General features: G+C 39.9%; 15 protein-coding genes. 3 read left to right on the top strand and 12 right to left on the bottom strand.

Annotation, left to right across the window (positions count from 1 at the left end; translation table 11 throughout):
* The first annotated feature begins 188 nt into the window (after nt 1–188).
* Nucleotides 189–770, top strand: a complete 582-nt coding sequence (gene hslV, locus CER18_RS02770) for an ATP-dependent protease subunit HslV (RefSeq protein ID WP_012230625.1) — start codon at nt 189–191, stop codon at nt 768–770.
* Nucleotides 771–2,081: an ATP-dependent protease ATPase subunit HslU gene (gene hslU, locus CER18_RS02765; RefSeq protein ID WP_100128573.1), complete on the top strand. Its 1,311-nt coding sequence runs from the start codon at nt 771–773 to the stop codon at nt 2,079–2,081.
* 18 nt (nt 2,082–2,099) lie between these two features.
* Here hslU and CER18_RS02760 read toward each other — a convergent pair whose 3' ends face one another.
* The 3 genes from CER18_RS02760 to rpsO all read right to left on the bottom strand — a co-directional run bounded on the left by CER18_RS02760 (nt 2,100) and on the right by rpsO (nt 5,883).
* A complete protein-coding gene (locus CER18_RS02760; protein ID WP_100128624.1) occupies nt 2,100–3,095 on the bottom strand; it encodes a class I SAM-dependent methyltransferase in 996 nt (331 codons plus the stop codon).
* A 73-nt stretch (nt 3,096–3,168) separates the two neighbouring features.
* Nucleotides 3,169–5,364, bottom strand: a complete 2,196-nt coding sequence (gene pnp, locus CER18_RS02755) for a polyribonucleotide nucleotidyltransferase (protein WP_100128572.1) — start codon at nt 5,362–5,364, stop codon at nt 3,169–3,171.
* A gap of 249 nt (nt 5,365–5,613) precedes the next feature.
* On the bottom strand, nt 5,614–5,883 hold the full coding sequence (gene rpsO, locus CER18_RS02750; protein ID WP_005774142.1) for a 30S ribosomal protein S15: 270 nt from the start codon (nt 5,881–5,883) through the stop codon (nt 5,614–5,616).
* A gap of 312 nt (nt 5,884–6,195) precedes the next feature.
* Between rpsO and CER18_RS02745 the strand changes: the two genes are divergently transcribed.
* The gene (locus tag CER18_RS02745; protein WP_100128571.1) at nt 6,196–7,824 is read left to right on the top strand and encodes an MFS transporter; all 1,629 of its coding nucleotides are present in this window, start codon (nt 6,196–6,198) and stop codon (nt 7,822–7,824) included.
* A 471-nt stretch (nt 7,825–8,295) separates the two neighbouring features.
* Here CER18_RS02745 and truB read toward each other — a convergent pair whose 3' ends face one another.
* The 9 genes from truB to CER18_RS02700 all read right to left on the bottom strand — a co-directional run bounded on the left by truB (nt 8,296) and on the right by CER18_RS02700 (nt 17,907).
* The gene (gene truB / locus CER18_RS02740) at nt 8,296–9,258 is read right to left on the bottom strand and encodes a tRNA pseudouridine(55) synthase TruB (protein WP_100128570.1); all 963 of its coding nucleotides are present in this window, start codon (nt 9,256–9,258) and stop codon (nt 8,296–8,298) included.
* Nucleotides 9,259–9,263: 5 nt separating this feature from the next.
* Nucleotides 9,264–9,710 (bottom strand): 30S ribosome-binding factor RbfA, encoded by a 447-nt coding sequence (gene rbfA, locus CER18_RS02735; protein ID WP_280951561.1) that lies wholly within the window; start codon nt 9,708–9,710, stop codon nt 9,264–9,266.
* An 84-nt stretch (nt 9,711–9,794) separates the two neighbouring features.
* Complete coding sequence (gene infB / locus CER18_RS02730) at nt 9,795–12,326, bottom strand: translation initiation factor IF-2 (RefSeq protein WP_100128568.1); 2,532 nt, start codon at nt 12,324–12,326, stop codon at nt 9,795–9,797.
* Nucleotides 12,323–12,958 carry an RNA-binding protein gene (locus tag CER18_RS02725; RefSeq protein WP_100128567.1) on the bottom strand — a complete coding sequence of 212 codons (636 nt, stop codon included), beginning with the start codon at nt 12,956–12,958 and terminating at the stop codon, nt 12,323–12,325. Before CER18_RS02725 ends, infB begins: the two co-directional genes overlap by 4 nt.
* Complete coding sequence (nusA, locus tag CER18_RS02720) at nt 12,959–14,572, bottom strand: transcription termination factor NusA (RefSeq protein ID WP_100128566.1); 1,614 nt, start codon at nt 14,570–14,572, stop codon at nt 12,959–12,961. It abuts the gene before it with no gap.
* Nucleotides 14,573–14,619: 47 nt separating this feature from the next.
* Nucleotides 14,620–15,246, bottom strand: a complete 627-nt coding sequence (gene rimP, locus CER18_RS02715; protein WP_100128565.1) for a ribosome maturation factor RimP — start codon at nt 15,244–15,246, stop codon at nt 14,620–14,622.
* Between the two features lie 150 nt (nt 15,247–15,396).
* On the bottom strand, nt 15,397–16,098 hold the full coding sequence (locus tag CER18_RS02710) for a tRNA (guanine(46)-N(7))-methyltransferase TrmB (protein WP_100128564.1): 702 nt from the start codon (nt 16,096–16,098) through the stop codon (nt 15,397–15,399).
* On the bottom strand, nt 16,095–17,363 hold the full coding sequence (gene metK, locus CER18_RS02705; RefSeq protein ID WP_100128563.1) for a methionine adenosyltransferase: 1,269 nt from the start codon (nt 17,361–17,363) through the stop codon (nt 16,095–16,097). The genes CER18_RS02710 and metK overlap by 4 nt, the downstream gene beginning before the upstream one ends.
* Before the next feature lie 130 nt (nt 17,364–17,493).
* Nucleotides 17,494–17,907 carry a helix-turn-helix domain-containing protein gene (locus tag CER18_RS02700; RefSeq protein ID WP_100128562.1) on the bottom strand — a complete coding sequence of 138 codons (414 nt, stop codon included), beginning with the start codon at nt 17,905–17,907 and terminating at the stop codon, nt 17,494–17,496.
* Nucleotides 17,908–17,987: the final 80 nt, after the last annotated feature.

Here is a 17,987-nt window from a genome sequence, read left to right as displayed (position 1 = left end):
ACATAAAGCTATTTAGCAGTAATTTACATTGACAACAATAATATCATTTTTTCAATTTCAACAAATTGAGTGATGCTGAATCATTGTGTTTTGCTGTATATGTTCTTAAATAGGACAATAGTAATTGAGTTTTACATTGTATGAAAAGATAATATTAAAAATGAAGAGTAATATTGAGGAGTCTCCTTATGACAGAACATAAGCCAGACATAATGTATGGTACAACGATTATTACAGTACGAAAAGGTGGCAAAGTCGTGATGGCTGGCGACGGTCAGGTCTCTCTTGGACAGACGATTATGAAAGGCAATGCACGTAAAGTCCGTCGTCTTGGGAAGAGTGGCGTGGTTATTGCTGGTTTTGCGGGTGCTACGGCAGATGCGTTCACATTACTGGAAAGATTGGAAACAAAGCTTGAGCAATATCCTGATCAGCTTATGCGTGCATGTGTAGAACTTGCAAAAGATTGGCGAACAGATCGCTATTTACGTCGTCTTGAAGCAATGATGCTTGTGGCTGATAAGAAAGTGACTTTGGCTCTAACAGGGCTTGGTGATGTCTTAGAACCAGAAGATGGTGTTATGGCCATTGGCTCTGGAGGAAATTTTGCTCTTTCAGCAGCGCGGGCACTGATGGACTTGGATTTAGATGCAGAAACCATTGCTCGTAAAGCGATGGCTATTGCCGCTAAAATTTGTGTTTACACCAATGATCATTTTACGATTGAAACATTGGATGCAGAATTATCTTCTTTAGAGAAAGCTATTTAAATGTGTGTTGTATTTTCCCCTCGTGAAACTGTTTCTGAACTTGATCGCTTTATTATTGGCCAAAATGATGCCAAACGTTCTGTCGCTATTGCACTGCGTAATCGGTGGCGTAGACAACAGCTTGATGAACCGATGCGTGAAGAAGTGATGCCAAAAAATATTTTAATGATAGGGCCAACAGGTGTTGGTAAAACAGGGATTGCACGTCGATTAGCAAAACTGTCTGGAGCGCCTTTCGTGAAAGTAGAAGCGACTAAATTTACTGAAGTTGGTTATGTGGGGCGTGACGTTGAGCAAATTATTCGAGACCTTGTTGAAATTGCCGTTTCTCTTGTGCGTGAAAAGAAACGGGATGAAATAAGAGAAAAGGCTCACCTGAATGCCGAAGAGCGCGTTTTAGATGCCCTTGTTGGTAAAACAGCAAGTCCAGCTACCCGCGATAGTTTTCGCAAAAAATTGCGTGAAGGTGAATTGGATGAGAAAGAGATTGAAATAGAAGTAGCCGATAATAATAGCAATAGTGCTTCAACCTTTGATATTCCTGGTATGCCTGGGGCGCAAATGGGGATTATGAATTTATCCGATATTTTAGGTAAAATGGGCAGTCGTACAAAAGTCCGTAAAACGACGGTAAGGGATGCTTTTAAACCACTCATTGATGATGAATCTGAAAAACTCCTTGATCAGGAACAAATTATTCAAGAAGCACTTCGCGTTGCTGAAAATGACGGTATTGTTTTTATTGACGAGATTGATAAAATTGCAACGAGGGATGGTGGAGCCAGTGCTGCGGTTTCGCGTGAAGGCGTCCAACGTGATCTTTTGCCTTTGGTGGAAGGGACAACAATTGCTACAAAATATGGGCAAATCAAAACAGATCATATCCTTTTTATTGCCTCTGGTGCATTTCATGTTTCCAAGCCATCTGATTTATTACCAGAACTTCAAGGACGTTTGCCGATCCGCGTGGAGCTTAACCCTTTAACAAGGGAAGATTTACGACGTATTCTAACAGAACCAGAAGCAAGTTTGATTAAACAATACATTGCTCTTATGGCAACGGAAGAGGTTCATTTGGAAATCACCGATGATGCGATTGATGCTTTAGCAGATATTGCTGTAGATTTAAATGCAAGGATTGAAAACATAGGAGCACGTCGTTTGCAAACCGTTATGGAGCGCGTTTTAGATGAGATTTCTTTCACGGCACCGGATAAAGCTGGAACATCTTTTAAAATTGATGCCGATTATGTCAGAAAATCTATTGGCGAGCTTGCTGCTGATATCGATCTTTCCCGTTTTATTCTTTAGAGGTATTGCTTGTTTTGTTTATTTTCGTGCTTCGATAATTTTGAAACCATGGGCTTGTTCATGTATTAATACTGTGCGGAAAATATCTTTTAACAATGTTTCATAAGGAAGGTGGCGGTTTGCAACAAGAAGTAGACTGCCACCCGATTTCAGGCATTTTGCAGCATTTATAATAAAACTTTTTCCTAAGGAGACATCTGTCGTTTGTTGTGTATGAAACGGCGGATTGGAAATGATTGTGTCATACAGATTTGTGACAGGCTCATGCACAAGATCATGCCAATAAAAATGAATTGGAAAAGAGGCTTTTATGGGTTCAAGGTGCTGTTTTGCTGCTTTCAAAGCGTTGTAGTCTGCTTCATAAAGATCAAGAGTTGTAAGTTTTACATCGCTTTCAAGTGCAACGTGAGAAAGATAGCCCCAGCCAGCTCCAAAATCAGCCGTTTTCCCAGAAATAACTTTGAGCATATAAGAAGCAAGTGCTGCAGATCCTGTATCAATACGACCGTGTGAGAACATACCAGAAGTGGTTTGAAATTTATCAAAAGAAAGCGGTTGTGAGCGCAATTGTGCTATATTTTGTCTCTCTATTTGTTGAGGAACTTGAAGCCAAAATACAAGACCATGATTTTTAGATAGTTTATTGGTTATGGGAACAATTTTTTTGACCCATTTCATCATTGAAGCAGCACCAGCCGTTTTATTCCCACTGATCACAATCCATCCACTGGGTTTAACGCATTCTAATAAATCAAGAAAACAATTTTGGTTAAAACCGCGATATTTGCTTAAACGTAAAAATGCTCCATCATAGATGAAATTTTTATCTATTTGAGGAGAGCAATGAAATTGAGTATCGACAAATTTTAAAAAGTCTGGTCGCCAAGGCGTGATAACTTTTAAATTTTGTGCCCATTCTGGAGCAGGAACTTCCGTTAAACCAAAACTGAGCCAGCATTGGTTTGGATCTGGATAAGGGAGCGCATGATTTTCAAAAGGTAAAAATGATAACACATGTGGTTCTTTCAAAGAAAAATGCCACTCCAATGTTGGGATGGCATTTCATGATTATGATAAGAAGAAAAAATTACTCTTCTTTTTTCTGCCGGCGGCGCTTATTTTCAGGTTGTTTTTTTTCATCCATGGACTTTTCTTCTTTCATCGATTTATCATCGGTAATGTCCTTTCCGGTTTCTTGATCAACGACTTTCATTGATAAGCGAACTTTTCCACGCTCATCAAAGCCCATGAGTTTAACCCAAACTTTATCACCTTCCTTAACGATATCAGTTGTTTTAGTGACGCGTTCTGATGCCAGTTGAGAGATATGAACAAGCCCATCACGAGAACCAAAGAAGTTTATAAATGCACCAAAGTCTGCAGTTTTTACAACTGTTCCTTGGTAGACAGCACCAACTTCAGGCTCATCGACAATAGAATGGATCCAGCGTTTTGCTGCTTCGATGGTTTTAGCATCAGCAGAAGCAATTTTAATGGTACCATCATCTTCAATATTAATTTTTGCTCCAGTTTGTTCGACAATTTCTCGAATAACTTTACCACCAGAGCCGATAACATCACGGATTTTATCAACAGCAATATTCATCACTTCGATTCGTGGAGAAAATTCACTCAGTTCAGCTCGTGCACTGGTTAAAGCTTTCGCCATTTCGTTAAGGATATGGATTCGGCCATCTTTGGCTTGTTCAAGGGCGATTTTCATAATTTCTTCGGTAATACCGTCGATTTTGATATCCATTTGCAAAGCAGTAATACCATTTTCTGTTCCAGCAACTTTAAAATCCATATCACCAAGATGATCTTCATCTCCTAAGATATCAGACAGAACAGCAAAACGTTCTCCTTCTTTAATCAAGCCCATGGCAATACCAGCAACGGGGCGCGCGAGCGGAACACCAGCATCCATGAGAGCAAGCGACGTTCCACAAACTGTTGCCATGGAAGAAGATCCATTGGATTCAGTAATTTCTGATACAGCACGAATAGTATAAGGGAAAGATTCTTTCGTTGGCAACATGGGGTGAATTGCGCGCCATGCTAATTTTCCATGTCCAATTTCACGACGACCAGGAGAACCAAGACGTCCTGTTTCACCTACTGAAAATGGTGGAAAATTGTAATGGAGGAGAAATGTTTCTTTATACATCCCTGTTAAAGCATCAACATATTGTTCATCTTCACCAGTTCCCAATGTTGCAACGACAATCGCTTGTGTCTCTCCGCGAGTAAAGAGTGCTGATCCATGTGTGCGAGGCAAAATACTGACTTCTGATTGGATAGGACGCACGGTAGAAAGATTACGTCCATCAATACGCTTTTGGGTATCAAGAATGTTTCCGCGAACAATTTTTGCTTGCAACTGTTTAAATACGGTTGCAATTTGATCAGCACTAAAGTCACAGTTCTCTTCTGTTTCTGGCATAAATTTATGAATGACTTCTGTTTTCAGGGCATCAATTGCGGCATAACGTTCTTGCTTATCAGTAATTGTGTAGGCCTTTCGTATACCCTGTTCGGCCATTTCCTGCATTGCTTTTTCAAGGTCAGAAAGATCTTCAGGAACAAAATCACGAGGGTCTTTTGCAGCAACCTCAGCAAGCTTGATGATGGCATCAAGAACAGGTTGAAAGCCTTTGTGACCAAACATCACAGCACCCAACATGATATCTTCAGGCAATTCTTGTGCTTCTGATTCAACCATCAATACAGCACTTTCTGTTCCAGCAACCACCAGATCAAGTTTTGATTCAGGCATTTCATCAATATGAGGATTGAGAACATATTGTCCGTTACAATAGCCAACGCGGGCACCTGCTATAGGCCCCATAAAAGGAACCCCTGATAGGGTCAATGCGGCAGAAGAAGCAATCATCGCAAGGATATCGGGATTATTTTCGAGATCATGCTGTATAACGGAAACAATGACTTGTGTATCATTTTTATACCCCTCAACGAAGAGAGGACGAATTGGACGATCAATCAAACGTGAAACCAATGTCTCATGGTCACTTGGCCGACTTTCACGTTTTAAATAGCCTCCAGGTATTCGACCAACCGCATAGGATTTTTCTTGATAATTAACGGTGAGCGGAAAAAAGTCCTGGTCTGGTTTTGGGCTTTTGGCCGATACAACAGTTGCTAAGACAATCGTTTCTCCATAGGTAGCAATCACTGCACCATCAGCTTGACGCGCTATTTTCCCTGTTTCAAGGGTGAGCGGACGGCCGGCCCATTCAATTTCTATCTTATGTGTTTTGAACATTTTTTATCCTTAATGACCAGTGTTTAAATCTTTGATTGCTTACATTCTGGCTTTGCGTAGCATATTTTCAAGTTCTGGGGTGGACAACAAGTTACTTCCATCTTTATTGCGAGAAGAGAGAGATAAATCACCTTAAATGCGAAATGATGAACAGTCCTATCCTGTAATAACTTGTCAGCTTTTAAAATTTTTAATTAAAAGAAACATGTTGAAAAAACGGGTGGTTTTTTAAACCACCCGACTTTTCTTTTAGCGACGCAAACCTAACTTCTTAATAAGTGTCTGATAACGATTTTGGTCAACTCCTTTAAGATAATCAAGAAGGCGCCGGCGTTGAGACACCATCTTTAAAAGACCACGACGAGAATGATTATCTTTTTTGTGAGATTTAAAGTGGTTTGTTAAATTAGAAATACGTTCAGAAAGTACAGCAATCTGTACTTCGGGTGATCCTGTATCACCAACTTTATTTGCATATTCTGCAACAAGAGCTTGTTTACGTTCAGCTGTAATCGACATCGTATCATCCTTTCAAAAAACGAAGAAACATCAAGTCACCCATAGCCGAGATGTCGTTCAGCTAGGGTCTGCGAGGAAATAAGAAGAGTCAAAGACTCTTATCTATTTTTGCCCTTATATAGGAAAGAAGGTTAAAATACTAGTCCTGATAAGCATTTTGAAGTCTTTCTTTGAAGTAAAGGCTTTTGTTTTGAAATATTGATTTAAATAGGGTTTTATGAGAGGTTTTTTAAAGATTTATGCATCTTTTGATACAAAGATTATGAGTGTGTGTGGTAACAAAAGTGATAAATACCGATTTGGAGGGAAAAGATGCAGAGCATTTCAACATTAAAACTTTTTCGTAATTCGGTATTTCGAAATTTATGGTCATCTACTCTTATTTCTAATTTAGGGGGGCTGATACAGGCTGTTGGAGCAGGGTGGTTAATGGCGTTAATTAGTTCTTCGCATTCTATGGTTGGGCTTGTTCAGAGTGCGACAACATTACCACTTGTTATGTTTTCTTTGATGGCAGGGGCATTAGCGGACAATTTTAATCGTCGTCAAATTATGTTGTGCGCACAGATTATGATGATGGTCATATCTATGAGCTTATCTATTTTAGCCTATATGGGATTTTTAACACCTTGGCTTTTGTTATGTTTTACGTTTTTGATTGGATGTGGCACAGCCTTTTATAATCCTTCTTGGCAAGCAACGATAGGAGATATCGTGAGTAGGGAAAATATTCCTGCAGCTGTTAGTTTGAATAGTGTCGGTTTTAATTTGATGCGGAGTGTTGGACCCGCTATTGGAGGAGCCATCATTGCAACTTTGGGGGCATCGGCTGCTTTTTTGTTTAATGCTATAAGCTATATCCCTCTTATTGGTGCATTATTTTTCTGGAAATCGAATTATAAAAACAATCCATTGCCAAGAGAAAGACTATTAGGGGCTGTCTCGGATGGTTTGCGTTATGTTGCGATGTCACCTAATCTTCTGAGTATTATGGTTCGAGCATTCCTTTTTGGTATAGGGGCGATTTCGATTTTAGCCCTTTTGCCAATTGTTGCACATCAAGTTCTGGGAGGAAGTGCCCTTCTTTATGGTACATTGCTTGGTTGTTTTGGGTTAGGGGCTATGACGGCAGGGATTATTAATGCATTTGTACGGCATCATTTTCGTTCAGAAACAATTATTGCAAGTGCATTTATTGGTTTTGCTTTTTCTTGCTTTTTATTGGGAATAAGCCGCTCACTGATTATAAGCCATATTGCTTTATTTCCTGCAGGTTTATGTTGGGTTTTGGCATTATCATTGTTTAATACATCTGTACAGCTCTCTACACCACGCTGGGTTGTGGCACGTTCTTTAGCACTTTATCAAACCGCATCTTATGGGGGGATGGCTATTGGTAGTGCAATCTGGGGAATTTTAGCTGATGGTTATTCTCCAACAGTTGCTTTGAGTATTTGTTCTCTATTCTTGATTGTTGGGGCTCTTGCGGGGGTAAAATTTAGAATTCAAGAAATTCCTCAAATAGATTTGAATCCCCTTGATCATTTTAGAGAGCCAGAACTCTTACTCGACCTAAAAGCAAGAAGTGGCCCGATCATGATAATGATTGATTATCAAATTCATGAAAATGATCTAGAAGAGTTTCTCAAAGTAATGACGCGTCGACGCCATATTCGTTTACGTGATGGTGCACGTCAATGGGTCCTTTTACGAGATCTTGAAAGACCTGAATATTGGACAGAGGCTTATCATATGCCAACATGGGTAGATTATTTACGCCATAATCATCGCCGTACAAAAGCGGATGCTGAAGTTAATAAGCGTTTGCGTCATTTAAATTGTGCTCCTGAGGGTATAAGAGTGCACCGCATGATTGAACGACAGACAATACCCCAAGTCAATGAGATGCTTTTAAAAGTTCCTTCTGATCATCTTCCTTAAGGTTAGAACAGTTTTTTTGTAAAATATTAAATATGGTCATACTCTTTTGGTCAATTGGTTAGCATAAGCCCCAAAAACGAATGATTTAATTATTAAATAATTGATTTATAATGATATTTATTACTTCTATGTTGAGTAATAGCCCTAAAAATCTTTAAGATTCTCTTATTTTAAATCTATTGATCTTATTTGTATTGAATCAATAAAAACCATTTTCTTGCACATTACAAATGGGGACTAATGTGTGAAAAACGATTAAAAAAGAAATAAAAAAAGCCTCTTATGAAGCTTTTCAAATATAAGGGTTTAAAAATTAGAGAATGGCAAAGTATAGGATAGGGTTGGCTTGTCGTACGATCTTTAAGTTTTAATATGAATACGGTGAGCATAGAGAAATGAAAAACAACATATTTCTCTTAATTTGATAGAGAACAATATTTTTAATAAGAGATGGTTAGAAGAAAGAAACACTTAAATTGTGAAAATCCGCTTTGGTTTAAATAGACCTTTGTCGAGAGTGCCAATAGCAAGAAGTTGTTCCTTATAGAAGACACAAACCTCTTCTTCATCAAGAAGTGTTTTATGAGCGCACAAAGAAATAGAATGTCCCCTCATAACTCTCTGCATTTGGGTTTCAGTAAGCGGATAATGAGGAAGACAATCTAATGCAGCTCCCGTTTCAATTAACAGTTCATCGAGTGTTGAGAAGTTTTTTTCAAAAAAATTCTCATTTTCATCTGCTGTGTTGTTCTTTGACGATGTTGCTGCTTTTAGTTCATCCCATGTAATAAGATCCTCTTCATCAAAAGGTGCGACGGCAATACGCCTTAAGTCAGCGATATGCCCATAGCACCCCAGATCACGTCCCATATCGCGTGCTAGTGAGCGCACATAAGTTCCTTTTCCACAAGTTATTTCAAAGACAGAATACTCTTTGGTTGGCATTTTTATTAATTCGAAAGTTTCTATTTCTACTTCACGGGGTGCAATTTCAACGATTTCCCCTTCACGCGCTAGATCATAGGCGCGATTTCCAGCAATTTTGATTGCTGAAAATTGTGGAGGTGTTTGCAAAATAACACCTGTATATTGAGGAAGAAGAGAAAGTATTTCTTCTTGTGTTGGACGTTTGAGAGAAGTTTTCGTTATTTCTCCTTCCAGATCATCTGTTGAGCGTTCTTGCCCCCAAGCGATATGAAAACGGTAAGTTTTCTTGCCTTGCATCACGTAAGGAACAGTTTTGGTTGCTTCACCTAAAGCAATGGGGAGAAGACCTGAAGCAAGAGGATCAAGTGTACCCGCATGCCCTGCTTTTTGTGCATGAAAGAACCATTTGATTTGTGAGACAGCTTCTGTTGATTTCATTCCTTTCGGTTTATCAAATATGATCCAGCCAGAAACAGGACGCCCTTTTTTTTTGCGTTGCCGTGCCATTCTCTTTAATCCTCATCTTTATTACTATGAAGATCACGCGCAACCTCAGGTGATCGCAGGAGGGCATCAATTTTTGAAAAATTGTCAAAACTATTATCAAGTCGGAAACGCAATTCGGGTATATATTTCATTTGTCGCAACGCATGACTGATTTCTCCACGAAGAAAACGACGATGTTTATTGAGGGTATCAACAACATCGGTATGGGAAGCATTTTTAAGCGTGCTGAGAGGTGATACAAAGCAAGTAGCAATTTTTAAATCTGGAGACATGCGTACTTCAGAGATAGAAATGACAATATCTTTTAAGACATCATCAAGCAAAATATTACGCTGTAGTATATGCGCTACTGCATGACGCACTTGTTCTGCTACTCTAAGTTGCCGTTGTGATGGCCCTGCGTTTTTCATCGAAGTCTTATCCTTGCTCCAAGATCTCTTTTTTTTGACCATTCAGATAAGAAAATAAAGAGACATTGTGTATAGAACACCCATAACTCTCTTCATTTCAAAACAGAGTAAAGTTATGGGATTATTTTATAATGTGCGATTAATATGTTCGATACGGAAGGTCTCAATGATGTCTCCTGCGCGTATATCTTCATAATTTTCAAAGGCTATTCCACATTCTTGACCACTTTGCACTTCATTGACCTCATCTTTAAAGCGTTTGAGTGTTTTCAGTTTTCCTTCGTGAATAACGATATTATCGCGGATAAGGCGAACACCGGCTCCTCGTTCTATTTTACCTTCTGTAACACGGCAACCAGCGACTTTCCCGATTTTTGTAATGTTAAAGACTTCTAGAATTTCAGCATTACCAAGGAAAGTCTCACGCTGTTCTGGTGAGAGTAACCCAGACATGGCTGCTTTGATGTCATCAACAAGATCATAAATGATGTTGTAATAACGAATTTCAATTCCTTGTGTTTTAGCAAAATCACGCGCTTGTTTATTGGCTCGCACATTAAAACCGATCACAGCTGAGTTGGAAGCTTCCGCAAGAGAAATATCACTTTCGGTAATTCCTCCAGCACCAGAATGTACAACACGCGCACGAACCTCATCATTCCCTAGTTTTTCCAATGCTGAAGCGATTGCTTCAATTGATCCTTGCACATCTCCTTTGATAATAAGAGAAAATTCCTTAACACCAGTGGTTTGCAATTTTGTCATCATCTGTTCGAGAGAGCCACGCGAACCGGTTTGTCGCGCAACAGCTTTATCACGTGCTAAGCGTTGACGGTATTCAGAAATTTCACGTGCTTTTGCTTCATGCGTGACAACAGCAAAACGGTCTCCAGCTTGTGGTGTTCCTTGCATGCCTAAAATTTCAATCGGTGTAGAGGGAACGGCTTCTTTGACATGGCGACCATGGTCATCAATCAAAGCACGCACACGCCCCCATTCATTTCCAGCAACAATAATATCAGAAGGATGTAATGTACCTTTTTGAACAAGAACGGTTGCAACAGATCCACGTCCGCGATCTAATTTGGCTTCAATGACAACGCCCTCTGCCGTTCGTTGAGGATCTGCTTTGAGATCAAGCATTTCAGCTTGAAGAAGGATAGCTTCGAGAAGTTTATCAAGGTTTTGACCAGTTTTAGCAGAAACTTCAACGTCCAAAGTCTCACCACCCATCGTTTCAACAAACACTTCGTGTTGTAAAAGTTCTGTACGAACTTTTTGTGCATTCGCAGCTGGTTTATCAATTTTGTTGATAGCAACAATAATAGGGACACCAGCAGCTTTGGCATGATTAATGGATTCAATCGTCTGCGGCATGACACTATCATCAGCGGCGACAACAAGAACGGCAATATCGGTAACACGAGCCCCACGGGCACGCATAGCAGTAAATGCAGCATGACCTGGTGTATCAATAAAGGTAATTTTTTGACCGTTTTGTTCTACTTGATAGGCCCCAATATGCTGGGTAATACCACCTGCTTCACCAGAAACAACATTTGCTTTGCGAATAGCATCTAGAAGAGAAGTTTTTCCGTGGTCAACATGGCCCATAATGGTTACAACAGGGGGACGCGGCTGCATATTTTGAGGATTATCTGTTATATTAAAGATACCTTCTTCTACGTCAGACTCTAAAACCCGTTTAACAGTATGACCAAATTCAACAGCAATGAGTTCAGCAACGTCTGCATCAATAACATCGCCAGGTTTCATCATTTGTCCTTGTTTCATTAAAAATTTAATGACATCAACAGAACGCTCAGTCATACGTTGTGCGAGCTCTTGAATAGTGATCGTTTCAGGAAGAACAACTTCGCGAGAAATTTTTTCTCTTGGTTCTTGATTTTGCGCACGCTTAAATTTTTCCTGTCTGCGCCGCATTGCAGCCATGGATCGTCCCCGTGCGCTTCCTTCTTCGTCCAGTGCGCTATTAAGAGTCAATTTTCCACGGCGTCGCTCATCAGCTCCTTTGACAATTTTGGGTGCACGTATTTCTGATTTAGCAGGATTAGCGCGTCGGCTATGCCGTTCTTCCTCTTTATCTTCATCTATTTTTCGTTTTTCAATCACAGTTGTGTTTTTAGGCGCAATAGGAACATCTGTCTTTTCGATGAGGGGGGGCTCAGAGAGAACAGGTGAAATCTGTATTGGTGATTTCTCTTCTTCTTCTTCTTGTGGAAGTATTTCTTTTTCTTTAATTTCTTGCTTTAAAATTTCCTCACGCTCTTTAGCACGTTTTTCTTCTTTTTCAGCTTGTTCTCGCGTTATTCTTTCTTGGATATGTGCCTCTTCTAACGCGCGAAGCCTTGCTTCCATTTCAGCTGATGAAAGATTGCTTTTGGTTACAGATTCTTGAGGCTTTTTTTCCTCAAAACGCGGTTTAGAGCGCTGGGATGCTACATGCGGCTTTGTAATAGGTTGCAGGGTTTCAGCTTTTTCATCAGGTCGCGTAATTTTACGTCGTTTGGTTTCAACAACGACAGCTTTTGTGCGACCATGGCTAAAATTTTGTTTGACCGTACTCGTTTCCAAGACAGACCGCTTAAGAGTTAATGTCTTCTTGCCTGTTGTTTTGTCGTTGTTATTTTCACTCATTGTACTTCCTTCACGGCTTGTGCCGTCATCTCACCGTGCTTATTATGCTTGTCATCACGATAGCTGATCAATTTATATGTCGTTTTAAGAAATCCTTCAGCAGCCTTTGTGTCCAACAAGGCTGCGTGCATGACAGGATTAGAGCCAAAAGCCACACGCATTTCATCACTTGTAAATAAAGATATGGTTTTTATCGTCCGATTTGTTTGTTGTTGTATTGTATGGATGGCTTGTGCAATTTTTCGTTTTCCATCTTCTGTTGTTTCTTTAGCATGAAGTACAAGAATAACTTGACCAGAGCGGATAGCAGCGTCAACCTTCGTTGCTCCCATGACAACAGCTCCTGCTTTTCTTGCTATGGAAAGGCTTGAAAGAGCAGCTTTGAGTAAGAGCGTATCGACAATATGTACAAGATTTGGTGCAACCTCAACATCTGTTTTAAAATTTTTGTGAAAAGCTTTCTGTTTGATCGCTTTCTCAATAACAGTGTGATGGGCAGAAATCCAAACGCCACGCCCTGGTAAATTCGCTTTAAGATCAGGAACAATTTGGTTATTGGGACCAATAACAAAACGGATCAGCGTTTGTGCTGAAGCATTTTGTCGGGTCACAATGCAAGTCCGTTCATTCATTTAAAGTGTATCCACATCCAAATCATCTGTTTTTTCATCTTCTACAGGATTTTCTGTAACAAGATCGGCTTGATCTATCCAACCTGCTTGTACACGTGCGGCTAAAACCATAGCTTCTGCATCCGCGCGTGTAATGTCAAAAGGGGTTAAAACACCAGGAAAACTCTTTGTTTGACCTTCTCTGCGTTCTCTCCACCCAGCTAAATCATCAACGGCATAGCCTGCAAAGTCTTCTATTGTTTTTACACCATCCTCACCCACAGCAACCAGCATAGCACTTGTCATTCCAGGAAGTGTCCGCAATTCGTCAGAAACTCCAAGCTTTTTGCGTTTTTCATCAAGTTCTTTTTCTTGATGATCGAGATATTCGCGGGCCCGACTTTGGATTTCAGCAGCGGTATCATGGTCAAAACCATCAATAGAAGCGATTTCTTCAAGATCAATGTAAGCGATTTCTTCAATAGAAGAAAAGCCCTCTGATGCCATAACCTGTCCGATCATTTCGTCAACCTCTAAGGCTTCCATAAACAATTTACTGCGTTCAGTAAATTCTTTCTGACGATTTTCAGATTCTTCCTTTTCCGTTAAAATATCAATGTTCCATCCCGTTAGTTGCGAAGCTAAGCGAACATTTTGTCCGCGTCGTCCAATAGCAAGGCTGAGTTGGTCATCTGGCACAATAACTTCAATGCGTTCAGCATCTTCATCAAGGATGATTTTAGAAACTTCAGCAGGTTGCAGTGCATTAACGACAAATGTTGCAGCATCAGGTGACCAAGGAATAATATCAATTTTTTCGCCTTGTAATTCAGCAACAACAGCTTGTACACGGCTTCCTCGCATTCCCACACATGCTCCAACAGGATCAATGGAACCATCGCGTGAAACAACGGCGATTTTGGCTCGTGAACCTGGATCACGGGCAACCGATTTGATTTCTATGATACCATCATAAATTTCTGGAACTTCCATAGTAAAAAGTTTTACCATAAATTGAGGATGTGTGCGTGAAAGGAAAATTTGTGGTCCACGTGTTTCACGGTGTACGTCATTGACAAAAGCACGAATACGGTCTCCATAGCGGAAGGATTCACGGGGAATTAATTCATCACGGCGCACAATCGCTTCACCACGTCCTAAATCAACGATAACATTGCCATATTCCACACGCTTGACTGTACCAGAAATAATTTCACCAACTTTATTCTTAAATTCCTCATATTGCTGATCACGCTCTGCATCGCGTACTTTTTGTACAATAACCTGTTTAGCAGATTGTGCTGCAATACGTCCAAAATCCATAGGAGGTAAAAGATCAGCAAAAAAATCACCAATTTGTGCATCTTCTTGGCGCTTGAGGGCATCAGACAAAGTAATTTCCGTTGTATAGTCTTCAACAACATCAACGATTTTTAGCAGGCGTTGTAATTTAATTTCACCTGTTTTGGAATTAATTTCAGCACGAATATTGGTTTCTTGACCATAACGAGAACGTGCTGCTTTCTGAATAGCGTCAGCCATTGCAGAAATGACAATTTCACGGTCGATTGACTTTTCACGTGCAACAGCATCTGCAATTTGCAGAATCTCAAGCCTGTTAGCGCTTGTAGCCATCAATTTTCTCCTTCTTTGTGCCACACGATGGGTATTTCCCAGTGATATTATTTTTTGGAATTGAGCGTCTGTATTGAGTCGGTAAGATTATCTTCAGGGATGAATTGTTGACTTAAATCTTTATTTTTTTTCAATGCATCGCGAATAAGCTCATCGGTAAGCACTAAATGCGCGCTTATGATATCACAAAAGGAAATAGAGGTATACATGGCTTCTCCGTAAGCAGCTTTATCAGTGTTTAAAATAAATCCATCTTGCGTGATATTGGTAAGTATTCCACGAAATTTTCGGCGCTCATCAATAGTTGTTTTGGTTTCAATTTTTGCAAGATGTCCTTGCCAATGAAAAAAATCAGATTTTCTGACCAAAGGACGATCTATTCCAGGGGATGAGATTTCTAAATGATATTTACGTTCAATAACATTTTCCACATCAAGGAGGGGCGAAACAGTCCGACTAACAGTTTCACAATCTTCTACGGTCAGAGAACCATCAGCCCGCTCAACCATAATTTGAAGTGTTAAACCATTTTGTCCAAGAAGTTTTACACGCACCAAACGAAAACCTAAAGGTTTAAGCAGTGGTATGACAAGAGCCGCAACCCGTGCCTCGATACCATCTTCTTTAAACAGACGTGGTTCGTCAAGATTGCTTATTTTTTCAGCTTCGTTCATACATTTTACCCAAGTTATTTTCGTCAGTTTTATGATATTAAAAAAGAGCAGGTCCAAGACCCACTCTTCATCATAAGACCAAGAATTTAGTTATTGATACTCTTAAATTCAAAATTTTTCAAGATATTTATGAGAAAAGCACTTGATCATTTATTTCTTGATAAAGGTAAGATAGGTAGGCGTTCGTCCTTCTCGTAAAGCTTTTGCTTCATAGCGGGTGCCTTTCCATAGTGGATAAGGGATTTTCCAATCTTGGGGGCCTTCTGCTTTCCACTCAAAGTGATCATGGTTTTCACAATGATAGAGGGTCCAGTTTACATAACTGTCTATATCGCTAGCAAAGCGAAATTTTTTTCCCATTTTAAGAACGCGCGCAAAGCGGTTAAGATTTTTTATATTGATGAAACGTCGTTTCCAGTGTTTCTTTTTCGGCCAAGGATCAGGATAGAAAAGATCTATGCCATCAAGTGAGGTATCAGGGAGCCAATCAAGCAGGCGTGTAGCATCATCATTATAGAGACGAAGATGATTTTGATGGTGTGTATACTGTTCAAGGGAAAACAATATTTTTGCCATGCCATTGATAAAAGGCTCGATGCCGATAAAACCAGTTTGCGGAAAGTGTTCCATTTCATGGAGTAAATGTTCACCGCCACCAAAGCCGATTTCAAGTCGAATTTCTTTTACTTTGCTCGAAAATAAGGATGCAAGGTTTGAGGGAGGAGGGGCATTTAAATCAATATTAAAATTGGGGAGAAGCATTTTTATACGTGCAAGCTGACTGTTTCGCAGCTGTTTTCCTTGTCGGCGTCCAAAAAAGGCTTCGCTCTTGCGTGTATTATGTTCAATCATGGGATCTTGATCATTGTTTGAAGCGTTTTCACGAGATCAGTTTTTTCCCATGAAAACGAACCATCATGCTTTGGCTTTCGCCCAAAGTGACCGTAAGCAGCTGTTTTTGTGTAGATCGGTTTATTAAGGTCAAGATGTTTTCGAATTCCAGTGGGGGAAAGGTCCATTATTTTGCGAATGGCTGCTTCAATAACCTTTTCCTCGACTTTTCCTGTCCCATGAAGATTAATATAAATTGACAAAGGTTGTGCAATACCAATGGCATAGGAGAGTTGAATTGTGCATCGCTCTGCTAAATGAGCGGCAACAATATTCTTAGCTAGATAGCGCGCCGCATATGCTGCTGAACGGTCAACTTTTGTCGTATCTTTTCCTGAAAAAGCACCGCCTCCATGGGGGGCTGCACCTCCGTACGTGTCCACGATAATTTTGCGTCCCGTCAGTCCAGCATCACTTTGAGGGCCACCAATGACAAATTTTCCTGTTGGGTTAATATACCAACTACATTGAGCTGCAATGGGAATATCATGTAAAGCTTGACGAATATAAGGCTCAACGACTGTGCGGACTTTATTGGAATCCCAACTTTCATCAAGATGCTGCGTTGAAAGAACGATGGATGTTACCTCTATAGGTTTTCCATCTTTATAGCGTATGGTGATTTGACTTTTAGCATCTGGTCCTAATTTTTCAGTTTCTCCTTCTCCTTTATGGCGGGCTGTAGCAAGAAGTTTGAGAATCTTATGCGCATAATAAATTGGCGCAGGCATAAGGTCAGGTGTCTCACGGCAAGCATATCCAAACATGATACCTTGATCACCTGCTCCTTCCTCACCATGCCGATCCGTTGCATTATCAACGCCTCTTGCAATGTCAGCAGATTGAGGGCGCAAAAGAACATCAATTTTAACAGTTTTCCAATGGAAACCTGCTTGTTCATAGCCAATGGCGCGAATAGCACGGCGCGCTGCTGTACGAAAACGCGTAGGATTAATGAGTGGAAAGCCAGTTTCATCATAGATAAATTCTTTATTTTTATCTTTTTTTAAGAGCGTATCGGGAACACGGACTTCACCAGCAATAACAACACGGTTTACACTGACGAGAGTTTCACAAGCAACCCGCACTAACCATGGATCAGTTCCAGTTTTTTGCGCTTCTTTATAGATCATATCAACGATTTCATCGGAAATACGATCACAAATTTTATCAGGATGCCCTTCCGATACCGATTCGCTCGTAAACAGATAATCTTGATGCGGCATAGGAACTCCTTCAAAAAAGAAAACCAACAATTCAATTAATTGCTTAGTAAAGCTGCTACGATTTGCCAATTTCACAGCAAATCGTCAATGCAAATTTATATGAACAAGAGGGAAAAATATAATTTTAATTTTATAGCTTATCTGTCAAATCTTCCTCAGAAAGTGCTTTTGCCAAGTCAATGATTTTTCGACGTACTTTAACATCAGAGATATTTGTAAAAGCCCGCATGAGTTGGATACCTTCGCTGCTAGAACAAAAGTCCATAAAATTGTGATCACTTTCAGCAAATCCCTCTACCTGTTGGGAGGTAAGACCTTTATCAAAAAAGTAAGAAACAGGAACATCCATAATTTCTGCTATCGCTTGAAGACGACTGGCACCAATACGGTTTGTGCCTTTTTCATATTTTTGAATTTGCTGAAAAGTAATGCCTAATTTTTCACCTAATTTTTCTTGAGTAAGTCCTAAAATATTACGACGTAAACGGATACGAGTTCCAACATAGATATCTATAGGGTCAGGTTTTTTTCTAGTTTCGGTCATAATGCAACTCTTTAATTTCCAGCACTTTTCTTTTAAACCAACATCAAATTTATGCGAAGTTGATTTATCATATAATTAAA

Origin of the sequence: Bartonella tribocorum (assembly GCF_002777915.1) — a bacterium.
Classification (GTDB): Bacteria; Pseudomonadota; Alphaproteobacteria; order Rhizobiales; family Rhizobiaceae; genus Bartonella; species Bartonella tribocorum_A.
This window is presented reverse-complemented; position numbering and strand designations above follow the sequence as displayed.

Coding starts and splice junctions, on each gene's coding strand:
- hslV (WP_012230625.1), top strand. CDS start 189: ATGACAGAACATAAGCCAGACATAATGTATGGTACAACGATTATTACA.
- hslU (WP_100128573.1), top strand. CDS start 771: ATGTGTGTTGTATTTTCCCCTCGTGAAACTGTTTCTGAACTTGATCGC.
- pnp (WP_100128572.1), bottom strand. CDS start 5,364: ATGTTCAAAACACATAAGATAGAAATTGAATGGGCCGGCCGTCCGCTC.
- rpsO (WP_005774142.1), bottom strand. CDS start 5,883: ATGTCGATTACAGCTGAACGTAAACAAGCTCTTGTTGCAGAATATGCA.
- CER18_RS02745 (WP_100128571.1), top strand. CDS start 6,196: ATGCAGAGCATTTCAACATTAAAACTTTTTCGTAATTCGGTATTTCGA.
- truB (WP_100128570.1), bottom strand. CDS start 9,258: ATGGCACGGCAACGCAAAAAAAAAGGGCGTCCTGTTTCTGGCTGGATC.
- rbfA (WP_280951561.1), bottom strand. CDS start 9,710: ATGGTCAAAAAAAAGAGATCTTGGAGCAAGGATAAGACTTCGATGAAA.
- infB (WP_100128568.1), bottom strand. CDS start 12,326: ATGAGTGAAAATAACAACGACAAAACAACAGGCAAGAAGACATTAACT.
- CER18_RS02725 (WP_100128567.1), bottom strand. CDS start 12,958: ATGAATGAACGGACTTGCATTGTGACCCGACAAAATGCTTCAGCACAA.
- nusA (WP_100128566.1), bottom strand. CDS start 14,572: ATGGCTACAAGCGCTAACAGGCTTGAGATTCTGCAAATTGCAGATGCT.
- rimP (WP_100128565.1), bottom strand. CDS start 15,246: ATGAACGAAGCTGAAAAAATAAGCAATCTTGACGAACCACGTCTGTTT.
- CER18_RS02710 (WP_100128564.1), bottom strand. CDS start 16,098: ATGATTGAACATAATACACGCAAGAGCGAAGCCTTTTTTGGACGCCGA.
- metK (WP_100128563.1), bottom strand. CDS start 17,363: ATGCCGCATCAAGATTATCTGTTTACGAGCGAATCGGTATCGGAAGGG.
- CER18_RS02700 (WP_100128562.1), bottom strand. CDS start 17,907: ATGACCGAAACTAGAAAAAAACCTGACCCTATAGATATCTATGTTGGA.